The following is a 17,941-nucleotide window of genomic DNA, read 5'->3' as shown; positions in this document are numbered from 1 at the left end:
GGCCGGCAACCGCAATTTTGCATCCCCTCGGCAGAGCGGCTGTAATTTCGGGCGCCGGTTTCCTCGTGGGAGCCATCCTGTTCTTTCTCATTTTGCCGACGCTGCTCATCGTTCCGATGTCGCTCAGCCAGACCGACTATATACAGTTTCCGCCCGAGCGCCTGACATTGCATTGGTACAGGGTCTATTTCGCCGATCCGGACTGGATGGCCGCGACCTGGTTCAGCGTCAGGATCGCTGTTGCGACGACCGTCAGCGCCACCATCATTGGCACCATGGCATCGCTTGCCATCGTCAGAGGCGACCTTCCATTCAAGAACGCGTTCCAGCTGCTCTCGATCGCGCCGATGATCGTCCCTCATATCGTGTTCGGTGTGGCTCTCTATCTGGTATTCTCGCCGCTGCAGCTCACCGGTAACTTTACCGGCTTTTTGATTGCCCATACCGTGCTCGCGATCCCTTACGTGGTGATTACAGTCACTGCGTCGCTCCAACGGATCGATCCAATGCTGGAGCTTGCGAGCCTAGGCTGTGGTGCAAGTCGTTTGCAGACGTTCTTTCGAATCGTCCTACCCAATATTGCGCCCGGTGTAGCGTCAGCGGCTGTCTTTGCTTTTCTCGCATCATTCGACGAAGCGACCGTTGCCTTTTTCATCTCCGACACCGGCGGGAAGTCGATTGGCCGAAAGATGTTCGAAGATATCGACTTCAACCTGACACCAGTGATTGCGGCAGCGTCCACGGTACTGGTCGCCATTTCCCTTCTTCTGATGGGAACGATCCAGCTTTTCTCTGCCCGCAAGGCCGGCCAGTGATCGCGATACAAGCAGTTTCAAACGAGGAAACGTCCATGTCATCTAAATGCCCGACCAGCCTCTCTTCGCAGATCCGGCGATTTGTCTCTACAGCCGCGGCAATACTGTTGCCTTTCTCTTGCCCGCAAATGGCGACAGCCACCGAACAGGTCATTATCGCCTCTACAGGCGGTGCCTATGATCGGGCGCTCAAGGACGCTTGGTTCGATCCATTCACCAAAGCGACGGGCATCGACGTTGTCGTCGTTGTAGCCACGAATGCTGAAATGCGTGCCAAGGCCAACGCAATGGTGAAAACAGGTAATGTTACGTGGGATCTGTATCTTGATGGAGAAATACAGGCGGCCTCAAAGGCGCATCGCGAAGTAACCGAAGACCTTACGGAATTCTGCCGCCAATTCATCGACCGCAAGGACTTGGGCCCCCACGCCTGCGCTCCGGGAGGCGCCCTTCTTCAGTCCACGGCAACGCTTCTCGCCTACCGGATCGGTAAAGCAGATGATCCAGCACCGGAAACCTGGGCGGACATGTGGGATATTAAGAAATTTCCTGGAGGTCGAGCATTCCCCAACTTCGACGATCCCTGGCGAGTGATGGCTGCGGCGCTGCTGGCCGATGGCGTCAGCCGCGATAAGCTCTTTCCCCTCGATATCGATCGTGCGTTCAGAAAACTCGATGAAATTCGCCCAGCAATCTCCCTCTGGTGGAAGACGGGCGACCAAAGTGTACAAGGCTTCCGCAACGGAGATTATTCTCTTGGCCAAATCTGGCTGACGCGAGCAAAGGCAATGCAAAGCGAGGGCCTGGCCATCGCCTGGTCCTACAAGGCTTCATTTCTGGTTGGAGACCGGATCGCACTGATCAAAGGCGCGCCCCATCGCGACAATGCAATGAAGCTGATCGCGTTCTGGCTGAACTCTCCCGATGCCCAAGCCAAGGCCTGCGCGATACTATCCTGCACACCCCCCAGCAGCGATGCGGTTGCATTGATCCCCGCAGAGGTCAGGAAGACAATGCCAACCTCCGAGGATGTCGACAGCCACATCGTGATACCTGATGCTGAATGGATCAACGCCAACGCCGCCATGCTGCTTCAGCGTTGGAACGCTTGGATACGATGACGAACGATTATCGATCACAGTCGGCGTTAGGCGGCAGTAGCGCTCTGCCATAAAAACACCGGGCGGTTCATGTTCGTCCAGCGCATCCGATATTCGCGCAAAAGAAGAGGCGGTTTAAAGCGAATGAATCAAAACGAAGTCAGCCTGGCCGAGACGAGCGAGCCAATGCCCTGCTTTTATCGGCCAGTCATCGTCAGCTGAAATAGCGAGAACTGGTATACGCTTCTCTGCGGCAACGATCGAGAAAATCTCGACCTTTTCCTATCGAAGCCAAACGTAGCCGCGATGCCTCGAGAATAGGTCGATATTGACCTTCCTTAAGGGCCTTATCCCGAGGCCGAAGCAACGCCGCTTATCCGGCAGACCGAGGACACTTTAGCGCCAGATGTAGAAGCAACCGGCGAGATTTTCTCTTCTTATCAACTGGCCTTATCACCCTTCGGCTGCATCGCGAGGAACGACTCAACGACGCCGAGCAATAGCCCGGCCTTTTCCATGGAGAGCTGTTCAATATGCTTCATCAGCCTCATGCGAATATCGGCTTCTTCCGGTGTGTCGCCCCAAAGATTCGGGGCAGCGGAAAACAGCACGTCGAGCGGCGAACAGTCCAGCAATTCGCTGAGGTGCACAAGGCGCGTTACATGCAGCTTTGCCTCGCCGCGCTCATACCGGCCGTAAACCTGTGTCGCAAGACCGAGCAATGGCGCCAGATTAGGTCTTGTCAGCCCCTGCTTTTCCCGCGCCTCACGTAGCGCCTCGCCGATCCGAGTGTCCATCTCGCCGAGGCTGGTCACACCTTCAAAGCCTGGCCGACGGTAAATCGGATTGTCGTTTTCGGGATCGCGCTCTTCTACGAGATGCGCACGCTCAATGTAATTTTCGGTCTTCGTGTCCATCTGGTCGCTCTGACTGCATCGGTCGATCTCTATATCACGCGCTCTCCTTATCACGACAATCCCGAGCCACCAAAAACCACATTGAACTCACCACTCACAACCCGCACCGCAATCGACTTGTGCCCCAAGCCCTGGCTTAAAGCGATATCGCGATATCTCGCGGACGCGCTGCATCTCCAGTCTCTCCCAAGCATCCCATTCCTTCCTCATGACCATCAAAGAAGGAAACTTCATACCGGAACAAGGGGCAACATGATTTCGGAATGAGGGGCGGAATTGCCTCGGAATTTGCAAGCGGCACATTTCCCGCTGCCCGTGCTCGCAGCATTCAATGATGATAGATTCCCCCCTATCCTGCTTGGCATTCCAGGCAGGCCTTTTCACGCTCATTTCAGGAATGTCGCTTATCCGGCGGAGGTGCGAACACATTCGCCCTCAACCGGATGTTCGCATCAGAGGTTTGTTGCCTAGCCTCTGAGCCCTGCCTCGCCCCCAGAGATCGAGGCAGGGCTAGTCCGGCCAGGTCAGCGGACACCTTGTTTTGAGCTCGGCGATGAAATCGCTGATGGTTGGCTGATCGCATCGACCACTCGCAGCTTGTTTAAGAGTTGAGCTCGTCGCTCTTACGTCAAACCAGGACATTTTTTTAGTTCGCTGGCGGATAGGCAGGAATTGCGGTTACGCGACATGCCGGCTGCTCAGGCTTCTGGCAGCACGATCTGATCTGATCCACAGAGGACTTATAGATGGCATTCCAACTGGTCTGCGTGATACCGATATCCGGCGGCATCGCATGTGAGCCCGGGAAACGACGTGCCCAGTCATCGGCCCCTTCAGGAAAACGCCCAGTCATCTCGTCCGTCAGCTGTCGGCACGTTTCCGCGATGCCGATGCGGTGGCAGCCAAGGCACGTATTGTCGGTGGGATTAAGGGCCTGGGTTGGCCAGCTGCCGAAACCGATCCTATGAGGCGAAGGAAGATCCACATGAAAGTATGGGCCAAAGGGGTTCACGGGCATATGGTTCCAGACTTGGCCCACAAACGGCGAGAACATGAAGGGGTCATTGTCGTGACAGGTTCCACAGCCGTTTTTGAACGTAGTCTCAGGTGTGTTCCAAAATTCGCTTGAAGGCTGAGAGGTCGGAGACGGCACTTTCTCGCCGCTCACGGGCTGACTGGATTTTCCTTCCGCCTGAAACCAGCAAGTAGCACCCGTCTTCGGATTGTGTGCAACAATATCGATTTCATCGAACTCCATTTTATCCGCCGGCCGGATAATCTTTTGCCGGCACATGACGGCGATCTGCATGGTCTTCGTCGATAGGGACAGGATGCGGGAGTTCGGCACGCATTGTCCGTCAGACTCCGCTCCATTTGGAAGCAAGGCGGGCCGATCGCACGTCATGTTCTTCGTTGCCGGCACGCTCTTCCCATCGACGGTAATCGGCACAGGAACCCCATCGTTGCAGGAAAATTCGGGGATATCGCCCACCTGCTTGCGGCATTCGGCGCCATAAAGTTCCCTGGTCGAACCCGCATCGGTCTGATCGGCCCGCGCATGCCCCGCCAGCAACGGCCCGGCCGACAACAGCAATAGAAGGGCTAGACATTGGCGATTGAAAAGATGGCTAGCCATTGTGCGATCCTTCCTTTGCGAACATCGCTTCGGCGGTCTTGCGGATGGCGTCGTAATAGCGGACATAGCCGGTGCACCGACATATATGGGAACCGACGGCCTGTTCGATTGCCGCGTCGAGATCGCTCGGCAAGCTGCCCAGCTGCCGCAGCCCATCCAGAAAGATTTGTGAGGCTACGACAAAGCCAGGAGCGCAGTAGCCGCATTGAAACGAGAATTCCTGCAGAAATGCTTCCTGAATTGGAAGCAATCCTTCGCTTGGCGTGACGCCTTCAATCGTGGTGATCTCCGTGCCGTCGACCATCGCCAGAGCGGTGGAACAGCTGATGATCGGTGCGGCCGTTTCGTTGGGCGAGCGGATGGAAGCGACTGTACAGGCGCGACAGATTCCGATCCCGCAACAGAATTTGGTTCCGGTTAGACCGAGATCATCGTGAAGGAAGTCGATCAACCGATCGTCCGCGCGAGCAGAATCCACCTCATGGGCAATACCGTTGACTTTGAAGGAAATCGTCATGCTCGCAGTCCCTCCAGAATTTTCGCCGGCGTAATCGGCAGGGATGTATAGCGACGGCCCAATGCGTCATGCAGGGCATTGGAAATCGCCGGCGCAACGGAGCACATGACCGCCTCCGCAATGCCGCGGCCTGCACCACGGTCGCCGGCACTCTCCGGCAAGGTGACCAGCTCCTGCGCACGCTTGCCTGGTTCGTAGACCGTGTTCAACGGCACATCGGCCCAACGGGGCACATGATAGCGGTTCAGATTCCAGGTTCCGTCAGCGGGTCCCGCCATGCCATTTGGCATGTCTTCCATCAAGGCGTAGCCGATCGCCATCGCGATTCCTCCTTGACTTTGTCCGGAAACGAGCTGTGGCACGAGCAATCTGCCGGCATTGAGGATGGAAAGGACGTTCTCGATCTTTACCGAACCGCTGCCTTTATCGACCGTAAGCCCGATGACGTTTGCGCAGGGCGCCCAGACATAACGGGAGTAGCGCTGGGCCAGTGCGGGCGGCGGCTTCGTGTTCGTTCGACCGACAAACGTCGGACCCTTGACGTTCGGCAGGTAGAAGGACAAGCCGTCGAGCTGCAAATGCATGCTGCCGTCCGGCCCAGCAAAGTCGGCCTCGACCCAACTACCCTGAATGAACGCATGCCCGAGCGCTCCTGTCGGTAGTCCTTTGCTGTAAATCGTTCTTGCGAGATCTGCCCAGCTTATCGGCTCGATCCCACCATTGACAAAAGCCAACCGCCCATTGTCCCATTTGACATCGTCGAGACCGAGGTCCTGCAGGTCCCAGATTGCTGCAGCTGCTGGCAGAATACTGGCCTGCATCAAGGCAAGCGCCGTCTGTTGTACGGTATGAACCTGATGGAGACCCGTAAGACAGGCGGAAGAGGAGCCAACGCCTTTGGCCGTCCAGTGCGGATTAGTCCAATCGCTTCCATTGCCGCCGGTGGTCAATCCGGTTTGACCGAACAGCAGATAGCCGCCCATGTCTACGGCAGACGCGTTGGCGCCGAGAATTGGCCCGATCACCACGCCCAAGGTCGTCGCCGAACCATTTCCCATGTCGACGGCATCAGACTGAACCGTCAACTTACCGTCGGGATCGATCAGCACCGCGGCGACCATTCCGTCGCCCGAGGTGCCATAGGCTTGCATGGAAAGCGCCATGCCAGTGCCGTAAGTCAGTCCGCGGGCAGCATAGTCAGCCTTGATTTTCGCCCGATCTGCCCACAGGGCATGAGCTTCCGCGCGATCGAGTATCTCCCCGAGGCGCAGTTCCTGATCGACCAGGCCGCCGACGATGGTTCGGCCTCCCGTGTCAGTGATATTGGCACGCCGCAACGCGATCGGATCCCAGCCTTTGGAGGCTGCGATATCGTCAAGTGCCGTCTCGATCGCGAGAAAGGCCTCCGGTCCACCAAATCCGCGCTGAGACCCGCCAGTGATATCCTGAGTGTGCCTTGACTGCGCGAAAACATTTGCCATCGGCAGTTCATAAGATCCACCGACACACAGTGCCGCCAGATTGGCAACATAAGGCGATAGGTTGCGCAGCCCTCCTCCATTGAAATTCATCGTCGCTTCGACCAAGCGCAACTTCATGTCGGGTCCGGCAACCAACTCGCCTTTGATCGCGGCGCCGGGACGCTTCAGACCGTAGCGAAACTGCTCGAAACGATCACGGGCAAGTTTGACGGGAACCCCATCGGAAAATGCGGCGGTCAAAGCCAGCAGTTGAGAAAACGGCGAGCTGTCCCGACCGCCAAAGCCACCGCCAGGATAGCAGCTGTGGAGTACGATCTCCTTGACGACAATGGGCGAGTCTGCGCCGCTGAACATGGATGCAGCGCTTGAGACGTCGCCGTCCGGCGACTGCGTCCCGAGCACGAGAGACAGGCTTTGAGACTTGCTGTCATAATAGGCAAGCCCACTCTCCGGCTCCATGAACATCGGATCCATGGCTTGCGTGTCAACGGCAAATGGCTGGCGGATCAGGTCCGAGTTCTGCGCCAGATATTGATTGATCTTGTCACGATAGGCCGGCACGTTCTGCTGATAGGTTGCCGGATCGGCTGTGGCATAGCTGAAGGTTTCGTTGTTCTCAAAGAATTTTACATAGGTCGTTTGAGGCGACCATGGCGCGCCCATGCCCTGTGAGGACGCATCATCCAAGGCATAAACCTGAAAGCTGGCGTCGCTGAATTGCATGTAGCGCTTGGCCGCCCGATAAGTCTCCCGCTTGTCGAACAGGAGCAAAGCGACAGCCTGCCCGAGGAAATTGGCAACATTGCCGGGCTTGACGATGATATCGAATTCTACCGAAGAAGATCCCTTTGAAGCAAAGGCTTGGGCAGCGGCCGCAAGCGGCGTTTTGAACAGTTCCGTAAACCCCTTTTCGTGTTCGTCAATCGCGTTCGCCTCGACTTCAAGATCACGATATCGGGCCAACGGAGCAGTCCGGACGGCCGATTTCAGCTGATTGCCGAGGACGACGCGCTTTGGCTTTGCGTCGTCCGGCAGGTAGCTCAAATCCACATTCAGGAATTTGTGCTCGGTCGTCAAGGCCGGCAGATAGAGCGCGTACCATTGATCCCCTCCCCAGCCCATATCGGCGGAATTGAAGTCTCGGGCAAACACCTTCTGGCCAGTCACCTTCGCGCGGCCGTCGATCCGTTCATTCGCTACGCCGGGAACGGGTGCCTGCACACCTGTCGAATTGCCTGGCGACTGGCTGGCACTGGCCCTCATTGGCGGACCAAGGACGGTAACCGCTATAAGGCCTGCAGCACCTTGCAGGAAACGGCGTCGCTTAATGGATGAACTCGTGTGATTGTTTTGGAAAGTCGTATCGTTCATCGCGCACCCCTCGCCAGTAAAGTGAAGAGACTTTGAGCAATTCAGTCGATTGAAATGCACGAAGACGAGGTGTAAGGCACGGATGCCAGCGACGCATATCGCTGACATATTCTTTTGTCACATGCCTTTACATCGCGGGAACGCCACCCGGCAGGCGTGCAATCGAATTCGCCTCACCACCATATTTGCACCCATAAGTAAGTCAAGACGAATTGCGACATCAGATTACGGACGAAACCGCAACCGCCGGTGGGATGACCGGAGCGATCGTTGAAACCGAAACTGTTATTTGGAGCGATTTGCCGAGCGTTTGTCGCGTAGCGCCAAACTGAAGCACTCGCTGCAGCATTCGCCGACTGCAGATGAACTCGCCGAACTCAAAAAACGCTCCATATGAGGCTTCAATCCGGACCGATGGATCTCAAGGTTCTGGCGATGGAATGGCAATAGATGCTCTTGCTCGATCACATACGCCATTGGATGTACACCGTCGATCGCGATTTCAATCGTGATTAACAATGACACGCCCATGCGTGAGGCTTCGCGAATGACGGCCTTCAGCAAGTTGGAGCTGGCTATACCAGTTTCAAAGTCTAGCTTCGAATGAAGCGCACTACTCAAGGCTGAGACGGCAAAATTCGAAGGCGTATAATTGTCGTTCTGCAGTATTTTGAGATTATTTGACAGATTTACTCATACAAGTCCGACACCTTGCATCATCATACGCTGAAACGATTACCTGATTCATTGATATTGCTTAATCCGCCCGCCTGATATAGGTCGTTGGACCATACAAATCGCAACAGCTACAATCCACCAATTCCCAATATTAAAGAAGTTGCTCGAATTCCATCCGAGCTGATCATCCGTCAGCAACGGCCCACCCTAGATCCTTCCCCGAGAAACATGTCCAAACAGACAAAGCCCTTCATCTTCGAAATCAAGAACTCCCGGCGCAAGAGAACGGCACTGGTCGAGCAGCCGAAATCCATTTGGGGCGCATTCGCTCCCAATCTCAAGCAACACTTGGTAATGGAGCAGGAAGAGCCGATTAATTCGCGCAGACCTGCGTCCGGTCCGGTTCCATCGAATCTGGAACCAGATGCGATCACCGATGGAACGGAAGCGGCGAGCGTGGCGCCGAGGTCTTACTTCATTGAAAAATGGGCTGCGAAGAAAGCCGAGAAGGCAAAAGCTAGCGCCGGGGATGTCGTTGGAACATTCCTCGCACGAATTGACAGACAGAAGACGCTACTCGCGCAGTTTGAGGCGGATCCCGCTGAGTTCAAGAAATGGCGATCGGCGTGGTTTCGAGAAGTCCGCGATGGCTTTGGCATCAGCATCAGCTATGATTCCGTCGATGCAGGCGGCGGCCTGCGGTACGTTGTCGTCGAGACAATTCGAGAAGTCGCAGAATTCTTGGACGATCTCGCTCAGCACGCGAAAACCGATGTAAATTTCCAACGTGTCTTGAGCGAGAACCGCGTGCGGCGTGCAGCGCGTCTAGCCGGTGGCAAAGCACGTTAGGGCTTATCGACGTCCGCTTTTGCCAGACACCTGGCCGCTTCCGAACCGAGTGGGAAATGATCGACGCGCAGACCCGCATCGCGCCCGTAGGCATTCCTGAAGGCTCTGTTGCGGCGTCACTGCCCTCCGGACGACCGATTATCGGCTTGACGACTTTATCACTCCAGGAGGCATTGGCCTTGACGGCCGCGTGAACGATACAACAGTTCAGGACGTTGGCCTTCCGCAGCCGGCCCAGCCGATATGGCAACGTTTGACCTATGATGGCACCAATCTCATCTGGTCGTTCTCCCGTGACGGCGAGTTCTTCATCCCTGCCTATTCCGTTTCGGCAACTGCCGCCATTACCAATCTGAGCACAGTCGGCCCAGCCGTTCTGTTCGCTCCCGACATCAGGCAAACCTGGGCCGCGTCATTTCAGGTTCTGTCCTGGAATGTCATCAGCCTGTGATACAGAAGAGAAGGGCCAAACCACGCGTCGCAGCTTCAGCATCATCTCGTTCTTCGGCGGCTTGTTGTTTAGGAGCGCCACTTTCGCTCAATGCAACATTCCCTACCAGCTCAAGTAGGCGAGATCGTTCAGTGGGTACGTGACGGACGCCTTCGGACGAACATCGGCAACATCACAACGCTCGATAATGCGTACGGCCGGAGTTGCTCCGGCCGTTATTCAGCGATATGCCACCGGGTGCCCCGAACTGGGTAACTAGATTTTGCAGTTGATGCAACATTATCTTCCCTGGGGCCAGAGGTAGCACCCTCAATCGCTCGTCAGTTACAGGGGCCAAAATACTCGTTGCGCTTGTAGTCCAGTTGGGTAATCTTCGGCAATTACTTCATCTCCTGGCAGACAGTAACAATGGACGGCGAGCGTCAATGAAGCTTGTTTCGCTGCTCAGCTTTGTCGCTGCCTTTGTCTTGCCGTCAGTCGTGGCCGCAGGACCTGTCGACGATTGCCATCGGCTCGCCGCGGATCCCGAGGTCGCACTCGAGGCCATCGTCTTGCCTGAAGCGACAGAGACATGTGCCGCCGCGCTCGATATCGACGATGGCTCACCCCGCCTCATGCATGAATACGCTCGGACGCTCGAAGCAGCAGGCCAAATGGAGGCAGCCTTGCGCTATTACGGCTGGGCGGCTGACGACGGCTATCCCTTGGCGCAGCTCGCTGTCCAACGACTGGGTGGGCAAACGCGCGAGACCGCCGGGGATGTGACCGGCCAGGACCCCTTGCAGGTCTATGCTGCAACCGCGGGAGCTTCGGCTAGGGACCTCGCTGCGGCGTTGGCCCGGGACATGGCTCTTTTGCCCCACGGCGCGGCGGTAAGGAGCCCCGAGACAACACTCGCTCTGCGACGGGGCAGCGAACCGGATCTTGCAAGACTGCTGGGCGCGCTGATCTTGTCTCGCGATCCGAAGGCGGAGACCCGCTTTGGCCTCTGTTGGCCCACCGCCACAGCGGCGGAGGCGATCGCGGCGGGCGCGACGCCTGCGACCGCCGTCCTTCGCCCGTCGCTTTCGCAAGCGATAGATGAGGCAATGGCGACGCCCGACCTGTCTGCCGAAGAACGAGTCGTCCTGGAACGGCTCGCCGCCGTCTGGCACGCGAGCGTCGCCGAAGGCAGGTCCGAAGCAGAAGCACTCGCGGGCGACATCCGCAGAGCGCTTCCCGCCTTTCGCACCGAGAATCCGGCCGATGAGCTAGCACGATTGAGGGAACGTCCCTTCGTCACCGTCGAGCTCCGCGAGGGTGACCGGTGGCAGCCCTATGACCCGGTGCGGGGGGAGCCGTTCGACGCTACCGCGTGCGAAACCTACGCCACGCAGAGCGAATTCCCGGCTGAACTAATCCCGCGGCTGCACCTGACGCTGCGGGCTACCGAGGCGGCGGCGAACGGCAAGGTCACGCCGCGCGTCCTTCTCGACACTGACATGCCGCTTGACGGTGATGCGGTCCTCGCTTTTGCCGAAAGCTGGGGGATCACGCCTCCCGACCGCGAGGCCGAGCACAAAGCACAGGTCTATACGCCCGTCTTGATCTCCGGCGCCGGTATCGCCTTCGGCGAAAGCCTGCGCCTGCCGCGCCCCGCCTCGGCGGAGCCGACGGTCGACGAGGCGGTCTCGAATGCTCTGGGAGAGGTCGGAGAAGCTCTTGGGTCGGGAGCTGATTTCGCGCGACCTCCGGAGGATCCGGTGCCGGATACGCTCCGCGGCCTGGAGGTCGAGGTTCGGCTCGACAGCAGCGCCACGCAGGGGGAGAGGCAGAGCTTTGCCTTGCTTCGGCGCGCAGGTCCCGCCACTCCGCTGCCTGATGCCAACGGCGCCTATCTCGACTTCCTGCAACTGGTGACGTTCCTGCCGCTCGACGGTGCAACAGGAGCCATACAGGTAGAGGATGCCTCCAACGACCTCGCGCTGACCAACAGCGGCATCGCTGCGCAGGCAAGACGTATCGGCGGGGCCATGGATGGATTCGACGGGCTACGGCGCGCAATATTCAGAGAAATTTCCGACGCGACGGCGCCGGAACCCCGCACGCTCGGCGTTTTGACCACGTTCTGGTCGACCACCGCCCCCGAGCCGCCGGACGGCTATCCGGGGCTCACCTTGCGTAACCAGATGCGACGCGGGAGGGAGCCTGCGGTACCGCAATCGGCTGATCCGGCCCACGATGCAGCCGCCTGGGCCGTCGCGTCGGTGCTTGCCGAACGGTTGGTGCTGCAACTCGGCACCGAAGGCTTTGCCGACACCTCACCCAAGCCGGATGCCGTTGCCGTCTGGTCCTACGCGCGCGAACGGCAAACTGCCCACGTTGTGACTTCGGAGGAAGAGCTCGCCCTCTTGTCCCCAGAGGCGCGGGATCGCGCAGCCGACCAACTCCGGGCTGGCCGCGTTCTCTTCTCCCCCATTGAGCCAACGATTACGCAGGAGTCCAGGCTGGCTTGGTGGAGCGTCGATCCCCTGCACGGGCTGGTCGAGGATGAATTCGCCGACGGCACCCGCGCGTCGATGACCGAAGAGGCCGAACTCAACAAGGATGTCGCCTGCCGCAATGCCGGGTTCTTCGCGAGTGTGGGTGCCCGGTTGGGGCGGCTCGTGGCTCCGGTAGCCATCCTGCTGGCGGTTACCGGCGGCGGTGGCGATGCCGGAAAGGCGATCGTCAAGCTCAGCCAGGGCATCGCAAAGATGGAGGAGGAGAACGAGAAGAGGCGGCGCGCACTCGAGGTGGCGTCGAAGGCCTGTGCAGGCAGCGGATCGGGGCCAGGGCCTTGATCGGGATGCGCGCCGGTGCCCCCCTCCTCGCGCTGTTTCTCGTCTTCGGGCTCGCTCCCTCGGCAGCGCGCGCTTGCACAGCGGAGGTCGAACCCAATGACACGCCCGAGCTCGCCGGCGCGCCACAAACCGGTCCCTTCTGCGTCCGTGGTACCGCCAGGAACGGGGAGCAGGATCTTGTGGCCTGGGAGATCCCGTTGGCCGGCCTTTGGCGGGTTCGCCTGGAGACCGTGCCTGGGATCGATGGATTGGTCGAATTGATCCGCGTCTCGCAGGACGGCACCCCCAACGTCGTCTGGCGAGCCGGCGTCGATTCCGCCACAGGCCTTGTGCTGAGTGCGCCGTTGCTTCTGGAGCCGGGTCGCTGGTTCCTCGCCATGGCAACACCGGCCACGACGATGCGCTGGCGAGTCTATGGCGAGGAGGTCGAGAACTCACCACCGCAGACAGCGACTATCGCGACCGATGCCTTCCGCACCCAACTCGCCGGCACAGGCGATACGATCGAATTTCCCTGGAGGCTGACGCCAGAAGGTGCCACGCGCCTGTGGGACATTAGCCTACAGGCTCCGGTGGGTCAGAACGTGTCACTGGAGGCCTTTGGCCCAGACCAATCCTATTTTTTCACCCTAGCTGGACCGCCGGACGACGGCATGGCCATAAGCGCCGATCTGCGGCTCGATCCTGGCGACTACCGGCTCAGGCTGCGCGGCCTCGCCGCGGGCGCGCCACTATTGCTTTCCGCCACAGCTCCCGAGGAACCGAGCGACTTTGGCGCCGAGCCTGACTTTGACATTGCCCGTGCACATGAAATCGTGGTGGGTCAGAGCCGTCGCGCGAGACTTTACGCCCCGGCAAGCGACACCGACACCGACGTCTACGTCTTCACCGTCCCGCCGGACGTCGCGGATCAGATCACCGTCGCGCTCAATACACGATCCGACCGGCCAGTAAATGTCACCCTCATCAACGATCAGGATATCGCTCTTGCCAACACAATGACCGGCACGGGTTCGCTTCGTCTTGGTCCCTACGCCCTGCCACCTGGCCGCTACGGCGTGAAGGTCAATGGCAACCTCGGCCCATCCGAGCCGTATGTCGTGGCGCTGGAGCCTGCGCCACCCCTTGCACCGGGTCAGGAGGCCGAACCGAACGACCTGGAGAGCTATGCTTCACCGCTAACGACCGGCGCCATGCTCAGCGGACACCTCATCCCTGGCGAACGCGACTATGTGGCGCTACAGATCCCGGAGGGAGCGCTCAACTGGTGGACTATCAACGCAAAGGCAAACGGTGAGGTCAGCCTCAATCTGCTCGACACGGCCATGGCCGAGGTAGCAGGGGCTACGAACCTTGGCGATGGCGGCGCAACGCTCTCGCGCCTGCAGTTGGCGCCGGGACGACACATCCTGCAACTCAGTGGCGACGGCCCCTGGACAGTGTCCACCGAACGGACGACACCTCCCCGTCCGAATGAGGAGAAGGAGCCGAACGACGACATCCTTCATGCCACCGAACTCAGCGAGGCGCCGTTGCGGTTCTGGCTCGACCATAGCGGGGACAGGGACCAATTGGCCCTGCCCCTTAAGGCCCCACATCTGGTGACGCTGACGGTGAGCGCCCCGGTTGAAACATCCGCGCGCGGAACCCTGTCGCTTCCAACCGGGGACGACACGTTGTCGCTCGACTTCTCGCAGGATGTGCGCGATCCGTCCCGGCTCATCGCGACCTGGGAGGAGATCCTTCCCGCCGGGCCGCTTAACATCACCTTGCAGGGTGCAGGGGTCTCTGCGGCACCGGGGCAGATCACGGTGGCGCTCGCGCCCCCCTTCGATCGTCTGCCGGCCGGGATGACCAGGGAGAGCCAACCCGCGCGAGCCACGTTCGCGGCTAACGACGTGCGGGGGCAGAGCCTGTCGGTGGAGGTCGCCTTTCCGCCCGGCCTGCCAGAGGCGAGGTTGGTCAGCTGGGTTTCCGACGACGAGTGGCAGGTCAGCGGACTTCCCGACAAGCTGCCTTCAAGCACACCGGTGCAGTTGCGTATCGATGCACCGCCGCGACTTAGAGACGGTGCCGCGGTCCAATGGGCCGTCGCTCTGGTCGATCCGGCGACCGGCGCGACTTTGGACTTTGCTGAAGGCCGCGCCACGGCCCGCGATGGGGCCGCCCCGCTCAGTCCCGCACCAGCCAGGCCTCTCCCGGCCACCCTGCTCGGCGCGCTGGACGCTGCCCGACCGAGCTTCGGCGCCATCGTCCCTTCTGAAAGCGCCGCCCTGTTCGACGGGCAGATGGACGGAGCGTCTATTGCGCTGCGGGTCGGCCAACCGCTAGACATCGATCTTGCGAGCGACGCGGCGCTACCGGTAGCAGGTCTCCTCCTCACCCCGCCAGCGACGGGATCGCCGGCTGAGCGGCTCCGGCATTTCCGGATCGAGGTGGCGAGCGGCGACGAATTTTCACCCGTGTTGGAAGGGGAACTAGCGCCGCTGCCCCGCGCCCAGCCTGTCGTTTTCCCACCGGACATCTCGGCGACGCATCTGCGCCTCGTGCCGCTCGACCGTTGGAATGGCAGTGGCGAGACCGCAACCCTTTCCAAACTTTCGGTTCTCGTGCCGCCCCAAGCGCTGCCGGAAGCCAGGGATCTCGCGCTACCGGAGCTTGGGGGCCACATCGTGCGGGCCTCCGAGACAGACTCTACGCTCGTCGGCGAGGCGACGGAATGGCCGGGCGGCACGGTCCGATTCCGCGGTCCGGAACGGGGGCGTGCCGAATGGATCATGCAGTTCTTCCAGAACCGGGTCGCGCCGGTGGCCCGTATCGCGGTGACTGCCGACCCGGCGGTGGCGCTCGAGAACCGGATCAGCAGACTTACAGTCCTTGCCAGCACGGCAGGGCCGCTAGGGCCATGGAAGCCCGTCGGCGATCTGACATTCGATTCTGGGCTCAAAACCGGTGTCCTCCTGCCTGATACGCCGATCTGGGCGCGTGCCCTACGCTTCGTCGTCGACGCACCCGACGCCGACACTGCCGCCATGCCGGCGACGGTCTCGGTCGTCGAGCACCGTGGTGCCGCTGCAGGCGGCTCGATCCTCGGCGAATGGGGAGCGCAGAGCTCCGTCGCGCTCTACGAACGGCTCAACCCGCCTAGCGAGGAAACGCCGGAGCTTCCCGGCGGTGAGAGCGCCGAGGGCGCTGTGCCCCTGGCACCCGACGTGGTTGGCAGCGGTAAGGTGAGCGAGGCGCGACGTTCCCTCTGGTACCGCATCGACCCGCCAGCGGAGGCGCTGCGGCTCGCCCTGAGGACGGATACCGACGGTGCCGCATTCGACCTGAGGAACCGCGCAGGCTTGAGCGTACCCCTCGTACGGGATGCGGAGGAGCTCACGGCTGCGCTGGAGCCGGGACAGGGCCCTTATTTGTTGGAAGTCAGCAAGCCCCCAGATGCCGTCGTGATCTCTTGGGACACCAGCCTCAGCGTGTCTTCCTTCACCCCAGCGATCCTGGCCGCGGTGCAGGAGATGGCGACCCAACTCGCACCTGGTGTACAGACGATGAATTTCGTCCCCTTCCGCGCGATCAATTCCCAAGAGGGCGAGCCCCTCTTGCAGCGTTTCGCCACCACCCCTGCTGAGGCATGGGCCGCGCTGCAGGCCTATCCAGGCACCGACTCCGACAGTGATGCCGAGCAGGCGCTGATCGTGGCCGCACGGGCTTTGGCTCGCGAACCGGGCCGGCATGCCATTGTCCTGCTTACTGACGCGTCATTCACCAGCAGCCGGGTGGGCGAACTCTGGTCGGCACTCGAGGCCGCCCATCCCCGGATCTTTGCCCTGCGCATTCCGACCGCGACCCACGATCGGGCCGCGCAGGCGCAGGCCAGCCAGATGCAGGATTGGGCTAGCTTCGCAGGTGGGCTGCACCAGCAATTCGCCACGCGCGGGGACGCAAGCCGCGCCTTTCAGAAACTCTCCGAAATCCTGCGTCGCCCGCTGCCCTATCGCGTGACCTGGCGTTTCGAGACGACGCTCCCGGAACTCGGGCGTCTGAAGGTCACCAAGATCACTGACGATGACGTCCGTACACCGACCAATCGTGCCATCGAGGTAATCTTTGACGCCTCCGGAAGCATGCTTCAGCGGATCGGCGGGAAGCGAAAGATCGACATCGCGAAGTCCATCCTCTCCGATCTGATCGCCGATACCCTGTCTCCCGGGACATCCTTTGCCCTTCGCGTCTTCGGGACCGGAGGAAAAGGGGCCTGCGCAGGTACCGTAGCCTTGCCCCTCGGCTTGCTCGACCCCACAACTGCTCAAGGTGCGATCGAAAGGATCACGGCAGAGGACGGCGCCAAGACCGCCATTGCCGCCAGTCTGCGCGAGGTGTCGAATGACATGACGTCGGCAGGTGGCAGACGGCTGGTCGTGCTTATCACCGATGGCGAGGAAACATGCGGCGGCGACCCGGCCTCCGAGATAGCGGCGCTTCGGGCTGCCGGTCTCGATGTGCGTCTGAATATCGTCGGCTTCGATCTTGGTGACGCGGCGTTGAAGGAGAAATTCCGAAACTGGTCTGCGGCGGGCGGCGGCGACTTCATCGATGCGCGGGACGAGGCTTCGCTCCGCTCCGCCCTGAACGCCGCTATCTCGCCTGACTACCACGTTCTCGGCTCGGACGGAGCCGAAGTGGCATCCGGCGTTGTTGGTGGCCTGGCGCAGAAACTGCCGCCCGGCCGCTACCGTCTTGTCGTCGGCAGCCTGCCCGAACAGGTTATCGACGATGTAGAGGTGAAAGCGGGCGAAACCACCTCGGTGAACTTGCCAAGAGGTGAGTAGACTTAATGTAGACAGGCGAACGTTAATCGGGGCTCTGCCGCATGAAAAGACTTGGCCATCCCTATGGGTAGGCTAACTAAACCTGAAGTAGCCGCCATTGTTTCCAATGCCGGCCCGAATGCCACCCGCGAGCCGGCTGTTGTGAAGCTCAGGCCGATGCCCGCTACATCGACTTTCTGCGCTCCAATCAAAGCGGCTATGAGAATGTGACGCCCCAGGCCGTGCGCGCCCTCGCCCAGACCTACTTCACGCCAGATAAATTCTGAAAGTTCGAAGTGCTGCCAGGCAACTCCACCATGCGCTAGTCGCAGAGATGGCGCTGCTTTCTCTAACATTTGGAGCCGACGTAATGCGGCCATACGGTTTATACCAGCCGTCATTGATCAGAACCCTTGTGCCCATTGCCGTCGGGCAATTGACATGATCTTCCATGGCCGCTCCTGCAGTGTTCGCCAGGCGTAGCAGCAGTGGT

12 protein-coding genes are annotated in these 17,941 nt (G+C 60.1%); 6 read left to right on the top strand and 6 right to left on the bottom strand.

Annotation, left to right across the window (positions count from 1 at the left end; genetic code table 11):
* Positions 1 to 14 precede the first annotated feature (14 nt).
* Together ACPYOP_RS27975 and ACPYOP_RS27970 are read left to right on the top strand one after the other, a co-directional pair.
* On the top strand, positions 15 to 815 hold the full coding sequence (locus ACPYOP_RS27975; protein ID WP_481413530.1) for an ABC transporter permease: 801 nt from the start codon (positions 15 to 17) through the stop codon (positions 813 to 815).
* 128 nt (positions 816 to 943) lie between these two features.
* Positions 944 to 1,936 carry an ABC transporter substrate-binding protein gene (locus ACPYOP_RS27970; protein WP_481413529.1) on the top strand — a complete coding sequence of 331 codons (993 nt, stop codon included), beginning with the start codon at positions 944 to 946 and terminating at the stop codon, positions 1,934 to 1,936.
* Positions 1,937 to 2,355: 419 nt separating this feature from the next.
* Here ACPYOP_RS27970 and ACPYOP_RS27965 read toward each other — a convergent pair whose 3' ends face one another.
* From ACPYOP_RS27965 to ACPYOP_RS27945, 5 genes are all read right to left on the bottom strand, one after another.
* Positions 2,356 to 2,832 (bottom strand): helix-turn-helix domain-containing protein, encoded by a 477-nt coding sequence (locus ACPYOP_RS27965; RefSeq protein WP_481413515.1) that lies wholly within the window; start codon positions 2,830 to 2,832, stop codon positions 2,356 to 2,358.
* Positions 2,833 to 3,478: 646 nt separating this feature from the next.
* Positions 3,479 to 4,468 carry a hypothetical protein gene (locus ACPYOP_RS27960; protein WP_481413514.1) on the bottom strand — a complete coding sequence of 330 codons (990 nt, stop codon included), beginning with the start codon at positions 4,466 to 4,468 and terminating at the stop codon, positions 3,479 to 3,481.
* Positions 4,461 to 4,985 carry a (2Fe-2S)-binding protein gene (locus ACPYOP_RS27955; RefSeq protein ID WP_481413513.1) on the bottom strand — a complete coding sequence of 175 codons (525 nt, stop codon included), beginning with the start codon at positions 4,983 to 4,985 and terminating at the stop codon, positions 4,461 to 4,463. The genes ACPYOP_RS27960 and ACPYOP_RS27955 overlap by 8 nt, the downstream gene beginning before the upstream one ends.
* A complete protein-coding gene (locus ACPYOP_RS27950) occupies positions 4,982 to 7,837 on the bottom strand; it encodes a xanthine dehydrogenase family protein molybdopterin-binding subunit (RefSeq protein WP_481413512.1) in 2,856 nt (951 codons plus the stop codon). Before ACPYOP_RS27950 ends, ACPYOP_RS27955 begins: the two co-directional genes overlap by 4 nt.
* A 285-nt stretch (positions 7,838 to 8,122) precedes the next feature.
* Positions 8,123 to 8,401, bottom strand: a complete 279-nt coding sequence (locus ACPYOP_RS27945) for a hypothetical protein (RefSeq protein WP_481413511.1) — start codon at positions 8,399 to 8,401, stop codon at positions 8,123 to 8,125.
* A 219-nt stretch (positions 8,402 to 8,620) separates the two neighbouring features.
* Between ACPYOP_RS27945 and ACPYOP_RS27940 the strand changes: the two genes are divergently transcribed.
* From ACPYOP_RS27940 to ACPYOP_RS27925, 4 genes are all read left to right on the top strand, one after another.
* Entirely contained in the window at positions 8,621 to 9,364 is a 744-nt protein-coding gene (locus ACPYOP_RS27940) for a hypothetical protein (RefSeq protein ID WP_481413510.1), read from the top strand.
* A 190-nt stretch (positions 9,365 to 9,554) separates the two neighbouring features.
* Positions 9,555 to 9,815: a hypothetical protein gene (locus ACPYOP_RS27935; RefSeq protein WP_481413509.1), complete on the top strand. Its 261-nt coding sequence runs from the start codon at positions 9,555 to 9,557 to the stop codon at positions 9,813 to 9,815.
* A 425-nt stretch (positions 9,816 to 10,240) separates the two neighbouring features.
* A complete protein-coding gene (locus ACPYOP_RS27930) occupies positions 10,241 to 12,637 on the top strand; it encodes a hypothetical protein (protein WP_481413508.1) in 2,397 nt (798 codons plus the stop codon).
* A 5-nt stretch (positions 12,638 to 12,642) separates the two neighbouring features.
* Positions 12,643 to 17,469, top strand: a complete 4,827-nt coding sequence (locus tag ACPYOP_RS27925; RefSeq protein WP_481413528.1) for a vWA domain-containing protein — start codon at positions 12,643 to 12,645, stop codon at positions 17,467 to 17,469.
* A 246-nt stretch (positions 17,470 to 17,715) separates the two neighbouring features.
* Here ACPYOP_RS27925 and ACPYOP_RS27920 read toward each other — a convergent pair.
* A partial coding sequence (locus tag ACPYOP_RS27920; protein ID WP_481413507.1) for a hypothetical protein occupies positions 17,716 to 17,941 on the bottom strand: 226 nt, incomplete at its 5' end.

The organism is Rhizobium sp. KNZ2-6A (genome assembly GCF_056755475.1).
Note: the sequence above shows the minus strand (reverse complement) of the source record. Positions and strands in the feature narration are given on the sequence as shown.